The 16,878-nt window shown below is 41.0% G+C and carries 18 protein-coding genes; 5 read left to right on the top strand and 13 right to left on the bottom strand.

The window, feature by feature from the left end; translation table 11 throughout:
* Positions 1-18: 18 nt before the first annotated feature.
* The 7 genes from rseP to yhbY all read right to left on the bottom strand — a co-directional run bounded on the left by rseP (position 19) and on the right by yhbY (position 5,917).
* On the bottom strand, positions 19-1,332 hold the full coding sequence (rseP, locus tag DY200_RS04265) for an RIP metalloprotease RseP (protein WP_115587037.1): 1,314 nt from the start codon (positions 1,330-1,332) through the stop codon (positions 19-21).
* A 6-nt stretch (positions 1,333-1,338) separates the two neighbouring features.
* Entirely contained in the window at positions 1,339-2,208 is an 870-nt protein-coding gene (locus tag DY200_RS04260) for a phosphatidate cytidylyltransferase (RefSeq protein WP_005596459.1), read from the bottom strand.
* Positions 2,209-2,232: 24 nt separating this feature from the next.
* On the bottom strand, positions 2,233-2,946 hold the full coding sequence (locus tag DY200_RS04255) for an undecaprenyl pyrophosphate synthase (protein ID WP_005619022.1): 714 nt from the start codon (positions 2,944-2,946) through the stop codon (positions 2,233-2,235).
* A 171-nt stretch (positions 2,947-3,117) separates the two neighbouring features.
* Positions 3,118-3,825, bottom strand: a complete 708-nt coding sequence (gene gloB / locus DY200_RS04250) for a hydroxyacylglutathione hydrolase (RefSeq protein ID WP_005611589.1) — start codon at positions 3,823-3,825, stop codon at positions 3,118-3,120.
* Between the two features lie 58 nt (positions 3,826-3,883).
* Positions 3,884-4,801, bottom strand: a complete 918-nt coding sequence (gene nagK, locus DY200_RS04245; RefSeq protein WP_005596465.1) for an N-acetylglucosamine kinase — start codon at positions 4,799-4,801, stop codon at positions 3,884-3,886.
* A gap of 2 nt (positions 4,802-4,803) precedes the next feature.
* On the bottom strand, positions 4,804-5,508 hold the full coding sequence (locus DY200_RS04240) for a phosphatase PAP2 family protein (RefSeq protein WP_172539925.1): 705 nt from the start codon (positions 5,506-5,508) through the stop codon (positions 4,804-4,806).
* Between the two features lie 91 nt (positions 5,509-5,599).
* Positions 5,600-5,917, bottom strand: coding sequence for a ribosome assembly RNA-binding protein YhbY (gene yhbY, locus DY200_RS04235; RefSeq protein ID WP_115587035.1), 318 nt, complete (start codon positions 5,915-5,917; stop codon positions 5,600-5,602).
* A 121-nt stretch (positions 5,918-6,038) separates the two neighbouring features.
* On the opposite strand from yhbY, the gene DY200_RS04230 reads away from it, so the two are divergent.
* Positions 6,039-6,797, top strand: coding sequence for a glycosyltransferase family 2 protein (locus tag DY200_RS04230; RefSeq protein ID WP_115587034.1), 759 nt, complete (start codon positions 6,039-6,041; stop codon positions 6,795-6,797).
* Between the two features lie 62 nt (positions 6,798-6,859).
* On the opposite strand, the gene DY200_RS04225 is transcribed toward DY200_RS04230, so the two are convergent.
* Positions 6,860-7,681, bottom strand: coding sequence for a D-alanyl-D-alanine carboxypeptidase family protein (locus DY200_RS04225; RefSeq protein ID WP_115587033.1), 822 nt, complete (start codon positions 7,679-7,681; stop codon positions 6,860-6,862).
* Between the two features lie 91 nt (positions 7,682-7,772).
* A complete protein-coding gene (locus DY200_RS04220) occupies positions 7,773-8,801 on the bottom strand; it encodes a glycosyltransferase family 9 protein (RefSeq protein ID WP_115587032.1) in 1,029 nt (342 codons plus the stop codon).
* Positions 8,802-9,044: 243 nt separating this feature from the next.
* Between DY200_RS04220 and argG the strand changes: the two genes are divergently transcribed.
* The 4 genes from argG to purF all read left to right on the top strand — a co-directional run bounded on the left by argG (position 9,045) and on the right by purF (position 13,151).
* A complete protein-coding gene (gene argG / locus DY200_RS04215; protein ID WP_011848374.1) occupies positions 9,045-10,376 on the top strand; it encodes an argininosuccinate synthase in 1,332 nt (443 codons plus the stop codon).
* A gap of 122 nt (positions 10,377-10,498) precedes the next feature.
* The gene (gene rnhA, locus DY200_RS04210; RefSeq protein WP_005596479.1) at positions 10,499-10,960 is read left to right on the top strand and encodes a ribonuclease HI; all 462 of its coding nucleotides are present in this window, start codon (positions 10,499-10,501) and stop codon (positions 10,958-10,960) included.
* 156 nt (positions 10,961-11,116) lie between these two features.
* The gene (locus tag DY200_RS04205; RefSeq protein WP_005600518.1) at positions 11,117-11,620 is read left to right on the top strand and encodes a CvpA family protein; all 504 of its coding nucleotides are present in this window, start codon (positions 11,117-11,119) and stop codon (positions 11,618-11,620) included.
* A 13-nt stretch (positions 11,621-11,633) separates the two neighbouring features.
* Positions 11,634-13,151: an amidophosphoribosyltransferase gene (purF, locus tag DY200_RS04200; RefSeq protein WP_115587031.1), complete on the top strand. Its 1,518-nt coding sequence runs from the start codon at positions 11,634-11,636 to the stop codon at positions 13,149-13,151.
* Between the two features lie 68 nt (positions 13,152-13,219).
* Here purF and DY200_RS04195 read toward each other — a convergent pair whose 3' ends face one another.
* The 4 genes from DY200_RS04195 to yejK all read right to left on the bottom strand — a co-directional run bounded on the left by DY200_RS04195 (position 13,220) and on the right by yejK (position 16,834).
* Positions 13,220-13,678, bottom strand: coding sequence for a DUF5358 family protein (locus DY200_RS04195; RefSeq protein WP_005596484.1), 459 nt, complete (start codon positions 13,676-13,678; stop codon positions 13,220-13,222).
* A gap of 95 nt (positions 13,679-13,773) precedes the next feature.
* Positions 13,774-15,114, bottom strand: a complete 1,341-nt coding sequence (gene gdhA / locus DY200_RS04190; RefSeq protein WP_115587030.1) for an NADP-specific glutamate dehydrogenase — start codon at positions 15,112-15,114, stop codon at positions 13,774-13,776.
* A 303-nt stretch (positions 15,115-15,417) separates the two neighbouring features.
* The gene (gene bamE, locus DY200_RS04185) at positions 15,418-15,762 is read right to left on the bottom strand and encodes an outer membrane protein assembly factor BamE (RefSeq protein ID WP_005596488.1); all 345 of its coding nucleotides are present in this window, start codon (positions 15,760-15,762) and stop codon (positions 15,418-15,420) included.
* A gap of 70 nt (positions 15,763-15,832) precedes the next feature.
* Complete coding sequence (yejK, locus tag DY200_RS04180; RefSeq protein ID WP_115587029.1) at positions 15,833-16,834, bottom strand: nucleoid-associated protein YejK; 1,002 nt, start codon at positions 16,832-16,834, stop codon at positions 15,833-15,835.
* Between the last annotated feature and the right edge of the window lie 44 nt (positions 16,835-16,878).

The following is a 16,878-nucleotide window of genomic DNA, read 5'->3' as shown; positions in this document are numbered from 1 at the left end:
ACCGCTTATAACCTGGAATTAAAAGTGAATGAGATCATTCATAAAGGCAAAAGCCATTAAACTTAGTACGAAGAATACACCGATTTGTTGAAAACGTAATTGGAATTTTTCAGCGAGCGGTTTTCCTCTAACGGCTTCCGCACCAAGTAAAATAAGTTGTCCTCCGTCTAGCGGTAAGATTGGGAATAAATTCATTACGCCAAGATTGACACTAATCAGCGCCATAAAACTGATATAGTAAACCCAACCTATTTCGGCGGTTGCTCCCGCACCTTTAGCCATTGAAATAGGACCGCCCATATTTTTTAATGATAATTCGCCGGTAATTAAGTTCCCGATAAATTGTAGAATGGTTTTAACCAACGCGCCTACTTTTTCAACGCTTTTCCATAAAGCGGCTAGAATATCATATTTTAATTCGGTTCGATACTTATCCGCTAGAGGCTCGTAGCTCGGGACGATACCGATAAAATAGCGATCGTCTTTTTTATCCGGTTGCAGAGAATATCGATAAGTATTACCGGACTTCTCGACGGTTAATTCGAGTATTTGACCGGTTTGAACCTGTTTAACCAAATCTGCCCAATCGAAAGGTGTTTGATTCACGCTGACTATTTTATCACCGGCTTGTAATCCGGCTTTTGCCGCCGGTGAATTTTCGATAACTTGTTTAATTTCCGGTTTAACGATACTGCTTTTTGTTCTGATTCCGAGCGTAGTTAATGGATTTTCTTTATTTCCGTCCACATTCCAATTGGATAAATCCAAATAGAAACGTTGTAAACGGTCTTCACCGACCAGACTGCCTTCAACTTCTACACGATCGGAACCGACATAACCGATTAACGCAAGCGTCGTTTCCTCCCAATCTTGTACGTTGTGCGAAGCGACGCGTTTAATTTCAAATTCGGTCGGTAACTTTGCTTGTGAGGCAATCGTATCCGGTAAAATCTGTCCGGTAACCGGTTTTAGAGTCGGTATGCCGTTCGCAAATACCAACCAGTAAGCCAATATCGCAAATATAAAATTGGCTAACGGACCGGCAACAATAATAAAGGCACGTTGTAAAACGGATTTACTTGCTAAAGTTTGATCTGCGCGAGCTTGATGTTCGTTTTCTCCGTTATACATTTGTACATAGCCGCCGAGCGGAATTAATGAAAACGCAAATTCGGTGCCGTGTTTGTCGGTCTTTTTAAACAGCACTTTTCCAAAGCCGATCGAAAAACGGATCACTTTGACGCCGCATTTACGAGCAGCCCAAAAGTGACCGTATTCATGTACAAAAACCAGTACGCAAATTAAGATGAAAAATGCAATAACAGAGGTCATAACATCCTATAATACAAAGAAAAAGAAAGTGGCAAAGAACGGAATCGCCGCAGTTAAGCTGTCAATTCGATCTAAAATACCGCCGTGTCCCGGAATTAAATTGCTGCTGTCTTTAATATTCGCTTGGCGTTTAAACATACTTTCCGCCAAATCGCCTAATACGGAAATTGCAACCGTTGCGACGGAAACTAAAATAAAGGGTACGGTGGATAATTCACGTCCGAATACATCGCTCGGTGCCAGTTCTAAGAAAAGGAATGCGATCACGCACGAAGTAATCAAACCGCCGATTGCACCTTCCCAAGATTTTCCCGGCGAAACTTTCGGCGCAAGTTTATGTTTACCGAATGCTCGGCCGAAGAAATAGGCTCCGGAATCGGCTCCCCAAACCAGTAAACAAACATAAAGTAATAAATAAGTTCCTTGGAATTCATCTACCGCATAATTATTAAAACGTAACGCGAGCGCAGCAATAAAGAAGGGAATAAGCGTACAGAACCCGAAAATAAATTTAGCAATAACGGATTTTGCCCAAACATTTGCGGAACGAGGATAAGTGACGACTAAAATAAAGGCGATTAACCACCAGACGCATGAAATAAACAGGAGCGGAACGGTTTCGTCCGTTAGGAAACGAGCCGCTCTAATGTAGTTGGTATTGGCGAAAATTAATAAGATAAATAAACAAACCGTAACGAATGCCACAACCGCTCTAGGTAATGAACGTTTAAAGCCGGCAAATTGCGCCCATTCCCACATTGCAGCGGTAATAATTGCGGCTAAGGCAATGGTAAGAGGGAGCGGAGAAAGTAAGAAGATACCTGCTAAGACGGCAATAACCATCACAATCGCAGAAAGTACTCGTTCTTTAAGCATTAAAAAATCCTTATAATTATTTTATTAACAACCGCCGAAACGACGATCACGTTGTTGATAAGCAATGATGGCTTCACTAAAAGAGTCATCATTAAAATCCGGCCATAATACGGGGCTGAAAACCAACTCCGCATAAGCGATTTGCCATAATAAAAAGTTGCTGATACGTTGCTCTCCGCTGGTTCTGATTAATAAATCGACCAGAGGTTGCGTGCCTGTTACCAATGCATTTTGTAAACGTTCCGGCGTGATGTCCGAAACCGTTATTTCGCCTAATTTTACTTTTATAGCAAGTTGTTGAGCGGCTTGCGTGATATCCCAATGGCTACCGTAGTTCGCAGCGATATTGAGAATCAGACCCGTATTATTTTCCGTAAGTTTTTCCGATTCGGCGATACGTTTCTGTAAACTTTCACTAAAAGCACTCTTATTACCGATAATATTCAAACGAATATTATTTTTATGCAGCTTTTTTACTTCGGAATCCAATGCCCGCATAAACAAAGCCATCAGTGCGGAAACTTCCGCTTCGGGGCGGCTCCAATTTTCACTACTGAAAGCGTAAAGCGTTAAAACTTTAATCCCGTGTTTGGCAGCAAAACTTACCGCGGAACGTACCGCTTTCACACCGTTTTGATGACCGAAAACACGTAATTTCCCTTGTTGTTTAGCCCAACGACCGTTACCGTCCATGATAATCGCAACATGTTGAGGCATCTTTTGAGGATCAAAATTCACAGGAGTTCTCGCTTTAGTTAGATAGTAAATTAATCATTAATACAAATGAAGATAACTATATCATAGGATAAGATTCTAAGATAGATACAGGAGGAATTGACAGTATAAAAAATAAAAAGTTTGGCAGGAGGAGAAATAAACGGGAAAGCTTTATTTCCCGTTGATTATGGATTAGAAATTATCTTTTTGGTGGCGTAATGCAATAAATTGATCTAAATCGACCGCTTGTAAGAACGGGTTGATTTGCAGCTCTCTTTCCAACGTTGTCGGAAGTGTAGGCTGATTGCGGGATCTTAAGATTTCCGCACGTTCTTGAATTTCAAACAGAGCGCAACTCGGCGCTAAAACCGCTTCGGCGAATTTTAGATTGCTTAACGTATATTCATGCGCAGGGAAGATTTCGACAAATTCCGGTAACGCTTTAAAACGTTGCAACGCATCAAATTGCGCTTGATAATTACCGGTAAAGACACGACCGCAGCCGCCGGAGAATAACGCATCACCACAGAATAGGTATTCGTTACCGAATAAATAGCTGACGTGCTGAGCGGTATGACCGGCACTTTCAATCACTCGGACATCATAATCAAATAAAGTGAGATGATCTTCAGGTTGCACAATCCGATTAGCAAATTGTGCGACTTCTTGCGGGCCGTAAACCGATAATTGCGGATAACGTGAGAGTAATTCCGGCATACCGTCGGTGTGATCGTGATGATTATGCGTTAATAAAATAGCGGTCAAATTTAGCTGATTTTTTGCAATAAACGCCAATACGGGAACGGCATCTGACGGATCGACAATAATCACGTCATTATCTTTTTGAATCGCCCAAATGTAATTATCGGAGAGCGCCGGAATCGGAGTAATGTTTAGCATAATACTTTCCTATATAAAAAGAATACACGGGAAGTCCCATGTATTCGGTAAAAACAAATTATTTTAAGAAGAGTGCCGCCGCACCACGAGTACCGCCCGAGTCGCCGTGAATCGCTTTTTTAAAGACCGGCACTTTGGCACTACGCATTAAATGCGGAGGAAGTGCTTTTGGCAATGCCTCATAAATATGATCAAAATTAGATAAACCGCCGCCGAATACGATCATATCCGGATCAAGAATCGTGATCAGATTACCGATACTGATTGCCATTAATTCGATGTATTTATCCACAAATTCGATAGTTTTCGACTCTTTTTGATAGAAACGTTCGATAATTTCTTTCGCCGAAATCGTTTCACCGACCAAATCTCTAAATAGCATCTCGAAACCGCGACCGGAAATATAAGTATCTAAACAAGCTCGGTTCCCACAACCGCAATCATAAATCGGCGCCTTATCCCAACCTAATAGTTTTAAAGCGTGATAATTGAGTTGCATATGACCGACTTCGCCCGCCATACCGATTCTGCCGGAATGAATTTTTCCGTCAAACACAAAGCCGCCGCCGAAACCAGTGCCAATAATTAAACCGAGTACGGTTGAGAATTGTTGGTTATTCGGATCCCACGCTTCCGAAAGGGCAAAGCAGTTTGCATCGTTTTCCGCGCGTACTTCACGTCCTAAACGCTCGCTTAAATCTTTTAAAATCGCTTTACCGTCGGCAACACGAATATTGGTGATTTCCGCAATACCGGTTTCACGGTTTACGAAACCGGGTAAGCCTAAACCGACGGAACCTTGCTCACCGAATTTTTGATCGGCGTTAAGCACTAAGGTTTCCACCGTATTCAACCAATCTTCATAATTGGTTTGCGGTGTCGGCACTCGCTCGCTATACAGTTTTTCCAGTTGAGCATTAAATGCCGCCAACTCAATTTTCGTACCGCCTACATCTAAACCGTAATAAACAGCCATAATTAACCTCGTTTTTGAAAGATTTTAAAGGTTTCTAGGAAAGGAATTACCCAAACAAATACGATAATGTGGAATAACCAAGCAATTAACGTACTGACAAACAAATCAATAGGATAATGCATTCCCAAACGTAAGCGGCTGATCAACATCAAACCTGCCCATAAAATGGTAAAAATTTGCGCAAAAACGACCGCTTTGCCGCTTAAACCGAAGAGTAATCCGCCGAAAACCAATAACCAAGAAACGGCAAAAATGGTATGACCGGAAGGGAAGGAATAACCTAATTCGCCGGCTTGGTGTGAGACGACAAAATCCGCATCATTCGGATGCGTTTTTTCCGCAAGGGTTAATACCGCTTGAGCTTGTTCCGCTTCCGGTAGGGCATAAAATTGTTCCGTTTGTGCTTGGAACATTTCCGTTACAAACGGGCGAGGCTCTTTAAACACCGCTTTCGCCCCTTCTTTGATGATTTGCGTACCGACTACGGATCCGGCACAAATAAATCCGACTAAAAACCACGAATAATGTTTACGAGTCAGCCACATTAACCAAAGCATAAAGAGGACGCAGGTAATTAATGCGTAAGGGGTGGAGCCAGTTTCGGTTAAGAAAAATAACCAGAAATCAAGATCATAAAGGTGGTAATCCATACCGCCGAAGGTCCACTTCCAACCGGTCGCCCAAGTGAATAACGGGATAAGCAACATCAAAGACGTGAAAATCGAGAGTTTTTTAACCACGGAAAATTTCCTCATAAAAAAGACCGCTTACAAGCGGTCAGATTTGAATAAAAATAAATTATGAAACGGCTTTAGTTGCTTTAGGTAAACTGATTTTTTTCTCTTCGCTTTGGCGGTAAAGCACGAGAACGTGACCGATGGTTTGAACCGGAACGGCTTTTGTTTCACGCACAATCGCATCGATGATTAATTGTTTGGTTTCACGCTCCGCACCTGAAATTTTTACTTTAATTAATTCGTGATGATCTAATGCGTTTTCGATTTCAGCCAACACGCCTTCGGTTAAGCCGTTGCCGCCAAGCATGACAACCGGACTTAAGTGGTGTGCTAAACCTTTTAAAAATTGTTTTTGTTTCGTTGTTAATGTAATAGACATTGTTTTTAAACCTGTGGTTTGTTTGTGAATAAAATTTGGCGTAGAAAATAGCACAAAAGAGGCGAATTTTAAAGTAAAATGCAATGAACGACAAACAAAATAAACCGAAAAAGGAAAGATTATGCCGACGTTAAGTGTTGCGATGATTGTAAAAAACGAGGCTCAAGATTTAGCGAAATGTCTTGAAACCGTGCAAGGTTGGGTAAATGAAATTATTGTGCTGGATAGCGGTAGTAGTGACGAAACCGTACAAATCGCCGAAAGTTTCGGTGCAAAGGTCTATGTCAATAGCGACTGGCAAGGCTTTGGCAAACAACGCCGATTAGCTCAGCAGTATGTGACAAGCGATTATGTTTTATGGCTGGATGCGGATGAACGGGTAACACCCGAATTAAAACGGAGCATTTTACAAGCGGTCGAAAAAAATGAAGAAAATACCGTCTATCAAGTAAGTCGTTTAAGCGAAGTATTCGGCAAACAAATTCGCCATTCGGGATGGTATCCTGATTATGTGGTGCGTTTGTATCGTACCGATTTTGCGAAATACGGTGAGGAATTGGTGCATGAAAAAGTGCATTATCCGAAAAATGCTACGGTGAAAAAATTAACCGGCGATTTACTGCATTTTACTTATAAAGATATTCATCACTATTTAGTGAAATCGGCAAGTTATGCAAAAGCATGGGCAATTCAGCGACAAAATGCAGGTAAAACTGCGAGTTTATTAGACGGCGTAACACACGCTTTAGGCTGTTTTGTGAAAATGTACTTGCTAAAAGCCGGCTTTTTAGACGGTAAACAAGGCTTTCTGTTAGCGGTGCTTTCCGCCCATTCGACTTTCGTTAAATATGCGGATCTTTGGAACAGAACGCGTAACTAATTGCAAAAAATTGCCAAAAAAAGACCGCTTGTAATGCTGATCATGCACAAGCGGTCTTTTTCTTAAATATCTTCTTCTTCGTGATAATTGAAATCTTCCTTAGCTAAGGAAACGCAACCGTACTGTTCCAATTTGTTTTTGGTAAAGGTTGAACGGGTAGCGGAGCTGCGATTATTCAAGCTGATGACACCGATGGTCGCATGATTGCATTGATGTTTATTGACAAACACCAAGTTATAGCCGGACTCACGAATATAACCGGTTTTATTAATCGCCGCATCGAACAGTTCTTCACGTACTAAGGCACTGGTATTTTGCATAAAAACGTTACGTTTGCCTGCTCGTACGTAAGCCGCTTTCGTATTGGAAAGTTCTTGAATTTTGGCATTGTTAAGCGAATATTTTGCCAGTTTGACCAAATCCAGCGCACTGGAAATATTCGCACTGGATAAACCGGAACTGTCGCTAAAACGTGTCGAACGCATACCTAGTTGCTGTGCTTTTTGGTTCATCTTTTGGATAAATTGCGCACGGCTCATACCGGCGGAACGAGAAAGCGCATGGGCGGCATAATTATCCGAATGGACTAGCATCGCTTTTAACAATTCGTCACAAGCAATCGGCGTATGTTTCGGTAACTTTGTACCGGTTCCTTTAATATGATCAAAATCTTGATCGGAAATAGAGGCACTGCAATTTTTGTTTTTATTATTTTCTAAGAAAATATTCGCCGTCATCAATTTAGTAACGGAAGCAATAGGTTGTACATTATTTGCGGCACGGCTTTCCAAAATTCTATCATGGGTAAAATCATACACGACGTAAGATTGTGCCATTGCTAAACTTGGGAACAGCAATAAAAGGGAGAGTAATTTTTTTAGCATATTGTTATTAAGTTCACTTCAATTAAAAAAGACTTGTCATTTTAACAGACTTTTGACTTTCTAGCTATTTATTAAACAATTCTTATGAATGCTAAATATTCTTTACAAAAGGCACAATAGTTTTGAGAGCCTCGGGTATGGAGATTAAGCCCAAATTCATTTGTTGCGCTTTTTCTTTCGCTTCCGGCGGCATAAAGGCTAAATGTTTGCCTTCTTCATTAATCGGGCGCCAACGGCGAGGCAATGCCGATAATCGGCTCGGGTAAAAGCCGATAGTTGCGACATTCAATGCACCGGCGATATGCAGCGGTCCGGTCGAACCGGCAATAAACAGATCGGCACAAGCAATCGAGCGAGCAAAATCTTGTAAACCGTCATTTTTATCGTACACCACCGCTTTGGTTGCGGTAATCTGTGCGGCTAACTGATACGCCTTCTCGCTTTCGCCTTTACCGGCTGTCAGCACGATTTCACAATTGGTTTCGCTCGCAATACCATTAAGCATTTGCGCATATTGCTCAATCGATAAGCTGGTTGCCGAACCGCCGGTGGACGCATGCACAAACAGCCATTTACAAGCGGTCGAAATTTGCAGATTTTTTGCTAATTTGGCTTTTTGTTGCGTAAGCTGGGCTTCGCTGAATTGTAAGTAAGGCGGGTTAGGCTCAACCACCGCAATACGGTGTTTTTGTAGAAAAGCACGCGCCAAATCGAGATTATATTCGCTTTCCGCTTTTGCTGATTGAGAACGGCGTTGCGTTAAACGCTGGTTATATAAAAATTGAAAGACTTTAGTTGCCGGCGCAAGGCGATGTTTAATGCCGCTTTTCCAAGTCAGTTTGGCATTGTACCAATCGGAAACAAAACAGATCACCGCATCAAATTGCGCATTTTTGACCGCTTGTAAAACGCGATTAAATTCGGTTTTATCTTTTTTGTTAGGAGTATCGATAATAATGTTATCAATCGAAGGGCAGAGTTCGGCGAGCGGCGCAGTGTAACTCGGTACTAATGCGGTAATTTCTACATTCGGCATAGATTGTTTCAGCATAGCGAATGCCGGAAAGCAAACCATAAAATCGCCGATTTTATCGTTGCGAATCACGAGAATTTTTTTCATCTATATCAACCTTTAAAATAAATTACGTATCAGTTTAACATTTTTTAATGCAAATTTTCGGTAAAAAATTAAGGAAATTTGACCGCTTGCTCGGTATTTACGATGTTATTCCGTCTTGTTAGCGTATTTCCGCCGAAATTTTAGATGTAATTTTTACGAAATTGAACTAGAATAGACGGAATGGCACAAATGCAACCGTTTGCGTCAGTTTTCTTTTATGTTTTAAAATTTATAGGAATTCGTATGTCAGCAACAATTTTAGAATCTCTCCCGTTAGGTCAAAAAGTAGGTATCGCATTTTCAGGCGGTTTAGATACTTCAGCAGCATTACTTTGGATGCGTAAAAAAGGTGCGGTGCCTTACGCTTACACTGCAAACTTAGGTCAGCCGGATGAAGACGATTACAACGCAATTCCGAAAAAAGCGATGGAATACGGTGCGGAAAACGCACGTTTAATCGACTGCCGTGCGCAATTGGCACACGAAGGTATTGCAGCGATTCAATGCGGTGCGTTCCATATTTCAACTGGCGGTATTCCGTATTTCAATACAACACCGCTTGGTCGTGCGGTAACCGGTACAATGCTTGTTGCGGCGATGAAAGAAGATGACGTAAACATTTGGGGGGACGGTTCAACTTTTAAAGGTAACGATATCGAGCGTTTCTATCGTTACGGCTTATTAACCAACCCGAAATTAAAAATCTACAAACCTTGGTTAGACCAACTTTTCATTGATGAGCTTGGCGGCCGTTTCGAAATGTCTCAATTCTTAATCGAGAACGGTTTCGACTATAAAATGTCGGTAGAAAAAGCATACTCGACAGACTCAAATATGTTAGGTGCGACTCACGAAGCGAAAGACTTAGAAGAATTAAGCACCGGTATGAAAATTGTAAAACCGATTATGGGCGTAGCATTCTGGGACGAATCTGTAGAAATTAAACCTGAAACCGTTTCGGTAACCTTCGAAGAAGGTGTGCCGGTAGCATTAAACGGTAAACGTATCGAAGACGCGGTTGAATTAATTTTAGAAGCAAACCGTATCGGCGGTCGCCACGGTTTAGGTATGTCGGATCAAATCGAAAACCGTATTATCGAAGCGAAATCTCGCGGTATCTATGAAGCACCGGGGATGGCGTTATTACACATCGCTTACGAGCGTTTAGTAACCGGTATCCATAACGAAGATACAATCGAACAATACCGCATTAACGGTTTACGTTTAGGCCGTTTACTTTACCAAGGTCGTTGGTTCGATCCGCAAGCATTAATGTTACGTGAAACGGCGCAACGTTGGGTGGCGAAAGCGATTACCGGTACAGTAACTTTAGAATTACGCCGTGGTAACGACTTCACCATTTTAAATACCGAGTCACCAAACTTAACTTACGAAGCGGAACGTTTAAGTATGGAAAAAGTAGAAGATGCACCGTTTACACCGGCGGATCGTATCGGTCAATTAACTATGCGTAACTTAGATATCGTGGATACGCGCGGTAAATTAGGTATCTATACCGAAACGGGTTTATTATCCGTTCAAAATAACGTATTACCGCAACTTGGTAAAAAGTAATCTTGATCTAATGCTTTAGAAAACTTAGAATCAATCAAAAGCCCCAATAGTTTATGCTTTGGGGCTTTAATTTTTTCATCAGTTTTTAAATTAAGCGGTCAAAAATTAAGAATGTTTTGCAAATGAAATTAGTTGAAATATTTACGGACGGATCTTGCTTGGGCAATCCCGGCAAAGGCGGAATCGGCATTGTATTACGTTATAACGGACACGAGAAGCAAGTCAGCAAGGGTTACTTGCAGACGACCAATAATCGTATGGAATTGCGTGCGGTGATTGAAGCGTTGGCAATGTTAAAAGAGCCTTGTCAAGTACAGTTGAATTCGGACAGCCAATATATGAAAGACGGCATTACCAAATGGATTTTTAACTGGAAGAAAAACAACTGGAAAACCGCTAACGGTAAGCCGGTTAAAAATAAAGAGCTGTGGATCGCATTGGATCAAGAGATTCAACGTCATAAAATCGAATGGACTTGGGTAAAAGGCCATTCGGGTCATCGTGAAAATGAAATTTGCGATGAGTTGGCTAAGGCGGGAGCAAATAACCCGACCTTAGAAGATATAGGATATAATGCGGATTAGCCTAAAAGAGGCAAGCGGTCGAATATGATAAAATTTTTGCAAATTTGAACCGCTTGTAAATTTTTTGGCATATATTATGCGTTTTTTACGATGTTTGCTCTACGCAAACGTTTTCTTTTTTTGTAGAATATAGGTTCTTAACCTTTAGAGGTTTTTATGGTTGATATTATTGTAATCGGATTAATTGCATTTTCCATCTTAGTCAGTCTTTGGCGAGGATTTATTAGCGAAGTGCTTTCACTTGCCGGTTGGGTTGTAGCGTTTTTTGTGGCAAGCGGTTTTTATCCTTACCTTAGTAGCTATCTCACACAAGTAAATTCGGTATATCTTCAAAATTCGGAATATCTACGTAACGGTGTTGCCGCCGCAGTACTTTTCATACTTACATTGATTGTATGCGGCATTATTACCGCACTGTTAAGCAAGTTAATTGATACGACGGGGTTATCTGCAACCGATCGCGTATTAGGCGGTGCTTTCGGCGCATTGCGCGGTATTCTGATTGTTGCGGCAATCTTATTCTTCTTAGATACCTTCTCATCAGCGAGTCAAACGGAATTATGGAAAGAGTCTCAACTGATTCCGCATTTTGACTTTATTGTGAAATGGTTTTTTGAACAATTACAAGCTAATTCCAGCTTTTTAAATTCGACTAAATAGAGAGGTTTTTTATATGTGCGGCATTGTCGGCATTATTGGGGGATCGCCGGTTAATCAGGCGATTTATGATGGCTTAACATTACTTCAACATCGCGGGCAAGATGCCGCAGGTATCGTCACAATTGATGATGAAAACCGCTTCCGCCTACGTAAAGCTAACGGCTTGGTAAGTGACGTATTTCGTCAAGAGCATATGCTCAGATTACAAGGTAATGCGGGGATCGGACATGTTCGTTATCCGACTGCCGGCTCGTCCAGTGTTTCGGAAGCACAACCTTTCTATGTAAACTCGCCTTTCGGTTTAACCTTAGTCCATAACGGCAACTTAACTAATAACGCCGAATTAAAAGAACGTTTATTCAAAGAAGCTCGTCGTCACGTGAATACCAATTCGGATTCGGAATCGTTACTGAATATTTTTGCGCATTATTTGGATCAATATCCGACATCACATTTAACGCCGGAAAATATTTTTGAAACGGTACGTAAAACCAACGAAGCGATTCGCGGTGCTTATGCGTGTATCGCGATGATTATCGGTCACGGTATGGTGGCATTCCGAGATCCGTTCGGTATTCGTCCGCTAGTATTAGGTAAACGTGTTGTAGAAGGCAAAACGGAGTATGTGTTTGCTTCCGAAAGCGTTGCTTTAGATATTGTCGGTTTTGAATTTGTCCGTGACGTAAATCCGGGCGAAGCGGTTTATATTACCTTCGACGGCGAATTACATTCCGCAATTTGTGCGGATAATCCGAAATTAAACCCATGTATTTTTGAGTACGTTTATTTCGCTCGTCCGGATTCCGTGATTGACGGCGTATCCGTTTACGGTGCGCGTGTACATATGGGCGAATTATTAGGCGAAAAAATTAAACGCGAATGGGGCAGAATGGTCGATGAAATTGATGTAGTGATTCCGATTCCTGAAACCTCAAACGATATTGCGGTACGCATCGCAAACGTTTTATACAAACCTTATCGCCAAGGTTTTGTGAAAAACCGCTATGTCGCTCGTACCTTTATTATGCCGGGACAAGCGCAGCGTAAAAGCTCGGTACGCCGTAAATTAAATGCGATTGCCAGCGAGTTTAAAGGCAAAAACGTGTTATTAGTCGATGACTCTATCGTTCGCGGAACAACATCCGAACAGATCGTTGAAATGGCACGTGCCGCCGGTGCGAAGAAAGTTTACTTCGCTTCAGCCGCGCCGGAAATTCGTTATCCGAACGTATACGGTATTGATATGCCGACTTGCGAAGAACTCGTAGCTTATGACCGCTCGGTGGAAGAAGTCGCGGAAATGATTGGTGTGGATAAACTGATTTTCCAAGATCTTGAAGCGCTTTATAAAGCGGTACAAACCGAAAATCCGGCAATTCATCATTTCGATGCTTCGGTATTTACCGGCGAATATATTACCGGAGATGTAGATAAAGCTTACCTTGATGCGATTGCTTGCGCACGTAACGATAAAGCGAAAGCCAAAGCTGCAAAACAAGCAACCAATTTAGAAATTCATAACGAAAACTAAATTAAAGCATAAAAACAAGCCCTTGAGTCCGAGAGGAATCAAGGGCTTTTCTGTATGATATTTTTATCTTACTTATACACCTGCGGTATAGAGTATTCAATTCGCTGTTTGATTTGCGCATATATCGGTTTGAAATCTTCACAGCGGGATTTATCTACACTGGCTTTTTGATGGTTGTATTTCTCGTGCATTTGTTCAAAATATTGGCGTGAGAGTTTATCTTTTTCAATAAATTGCGCATTTTGTTCGCCGATCAGCTCTGTTAAGAGATTTTGCTGAAAATAGAACATCGTCATATTTTCGGCAACCGACCAATTATCATAGATCTTTTGATAGTCGGGCTTAGCAAGATCCGGAAATATACATTGTTCGATATTATTCAGCTGACGTATAAGTATTTTTATATCCGTTTCGGATATTTTATATTTAACTTGCTCCGTATAAGCGGTCGAATTTTCCGCAGAATTTGCAAAACCGGTATGAGCTAATGTTGCACAAACTAATGTAAATAGAATTTTTCTCATCATATTTATTCCTATATCTGTTTGTCACAGCATAGCATAAACTTTTTATTTTGCGCAAAAAGAAACCCTCCGAAGAGGGTTTATATTATATAAAATTGTTATACGATACCTTGTTCTAACATTGCAGTAGCCACTTTTTTGAAGCCTGCGATGTTCGCACCGTTCACATAGTTTACATAACCGTCCGTTTCCGTACCGTTTTCCACGCAGTTTTGGTGAATGGCGGTCATAATGTTGAATAAACGTTGATCCACTTCTTCACGAGTCCAAGCCAAGCGCATTGCGTTTTGGCTCATTTCTAAACCTGAAGTCGCTACACCGCCGGCATTTGCCGCTTTACCCGGAGCATAAAGAATTTTCGCTGCGATAAACACTTCAACACCTTCAAGTGTGGTCGGCATATTCGCGCCTTCAGCCACGCAGAAACAACCGTTTTTAACCAATTCTTTCGCCGCTTCGCCGTCTAATTCATTTTGTGTCGCACACGGCAGCGCAATATCACATTTAACGCCCCATGGTTTTTGACCTTCAAAGTATTGGACGCCTTGTTCTTTCGCATATACGGATAAGCGTTCACGGCGTTCGTTTTTCAGTACTAATAAATCCGCTAATTGTTTTTCGGTCATACCCGAATCAGGGAATAAGACATAACCGTTTGAATCGGACACGGTTAATACTTTCGCACCTTTTTGAATCGCTTTTTCAGCTGCATATTGCGCTACGTTACCGGAACCTGAGATAACTACACGTTTACCGTCAAAGCCTTGACCGCGAGTTGCTAACATTGCGTCTGCAAAGTAAACCGCACCGTAACCTGTTGCTTCCGGACGAATTAAGCTACCGCCCCAAGTTAAACTTTTACCGGTTAAGACTGAGGTAAATTCATTGCGTAATTTTTTGTATTGACCGTACATATAACCGATTTCACGACCGCCGACACCGATGTCGCCCGCCGGTACGTCGGTATCCGCACCGATATGGCGAGATAATTCCGTCATAAATGCTTGGCAGAAACGCATGACTTCCGCATCAGATTTACCTTTAGGATCGAAATCCGAACCGCCTTTACCACCGCCCATCGGTAATGTAGTTAATGCATTTTTGAAAACTTGTTCAAACGCTAAGAATTTTAAAACCCCTAAATCAACGGAAGGATGGAAACGAATACCGCCTTTATAAGGACCGATCGCAGAGTTCATTTGAATACGATAACCGCGGTTTACTTGCACTTGACCTTTATCATCAACCCAAGTGACACGGAAAGTAATTACACGCTCCGGCTCAACGATACGTTCTAAAATACCTTGTTGCGTATATTTAGGATTTTTGGCAAGAAATGGTGCTAATGAACCGAAAACTTCTTCCACCGCTTGGTGGAAAGGCGCTTGGTCAGGGTCACGTTGTTTGATTTTTTGGAACAGTGCGTTTAAGTCGCTCATAAAGTACTCCTGCGTATTTATATTTAAAATGAAAAATATTTATCAAATAGTAGTGTGTTTAGCATGGCAAGGAGTCTATCAAGCTATTTTGGATTTGAAAAGCAATAATTAAAAAAATTTATCAAATATATGATAAAAATTTATTATTTGGTTGTTTAATAGTCAAATTGGCATAAATTTAGTTAATTTTCATCTAGATAAGCTGAAATCATACATACTTTTTGTATGATAAAAAAAACTAATTAAAGGTAATGGGTAAAAGAAAGCCCACTATATAAAGTGGGCGTTTGAAGTTGTCAATGATTATTGCGCTTCATTCGTAATAGGTTTGTCTAAGGTGATATTACTTACAAGACCTTTACTATCGAAATTAACAAAAAGCGTATGTTGGATAGGATCATTATAGCCTTCGCGTTTGATATAAACATAACTCCAACGATCTTGATTAAAGGTATCTTTTAGCATCGGCGTACCAAGCAAATATTGTACTTGCGTTTTATCCATACCGACTTTAACTTGGTCAATCTTTTCTTGTTCTAAGTAATTGCCTTGCGGAACATCAATACGATACACGACTTTTTTTACGGTAGAACAAGAGGTTACCCCCACCGCAAGTAGTGCGATAGCTAACAGAGATTTCATTTTCATAATATTTATCGACCTTTGAATTGTTCAAAATGATTGGATAGATAATACCCAAACTAATAAAAATTTTCCATTACTTATTGCGTGCTAACTGATCACGCAAATTCGCCGGCAATCCTTTGATGGTTAATGTATCGTTTAGTTCATCCCAAATTAAACGTTCGCCGAGTAATTCCGCATTAAAACTAATGGTTACGCCTTTGCCCGAGCCGGAATATTTGGTTAAGGTTTTTAACGCATTACGTACCGGCGGAATATTTTCTTCAAGTCCGTATTCTTGTTCTTGAGTAAATTGTGCAAAATCAACTTCGTTGAGTGTCGGTAGCGCTTCGGATAATTCACTTAGTGCGATTTCCTCACCGCTGTTAATTTGTCCTTTACAGTATTCAAATACTTGTTTTTTCACTTCACGTGTTTGCGGTGCGGATAATTCGCCTTGATCGCAATAATCGCTCACCGCTTGTAAAAGCGTCTGATTTTGTAATTGAGGATTTAAACCTTCTTCCGCACTCAGAAAATCCATAAAGAAGTCCGCAATTTTTCGTCCGACTCGTCCTTTAATAAAGGTGAGATAGCGGTTTGATTGCGCATTGATTTTTAATTCGGTCAAATTGATACGGCAAGCAATATCATACTGGGTAATATCTAAATATTCGGTACGTTTTATCTCTAATTGGTCGTCCACCAGCATAGAAGTACGGCTATCAATCAATGCGATAAATAAATAATCCGTTGCTAAAAAGTTATAGCGACAAAGAATAAAAGTCCCGCCTGATGCAAAAGGATATTTGGCTAATTCGCTAGAAAGCATTTTCGCACAACTGTGACTGAACGGTAAAAAATCAGTTTCCTGTTCTAATAAGCGATTAAGTTGCTGAGCAAAAATAGATTCATTTTTAAATATACCGTAAGCCTTCGCTTTACTTTGGTAAGCTTGGTGAAGTTGTAACATCATTTGCTCCACTTCAGGACTGATGGCAAGTAGATTGTCGCGAAGTACCGTATTTAACTCAGGTGTTTCGCCTTCGGTTTGATGAATCTGGTGCAGGACGATTTCAGTAACGTTAATGCTCATACTATTTCTCTTGAGATTAGGGGTAGAAATAAAAGGTGGGAGAT

It is taken from the genome of Actinobacillus lignieresii (assembly GCF_900444945.1).
Lineage (GTDB): Bacteria > Pseudomonadota > Gammaproteobacteria > Enterobacterales > Pasteurellaceae > Actinobacillus > Actinobacillus lignieresii.
The sequence above is the reverse complement of the archived record's forward strand: the minus strand, read 5'-3'. Positions and strand labels throughout refer to the sequence as shown.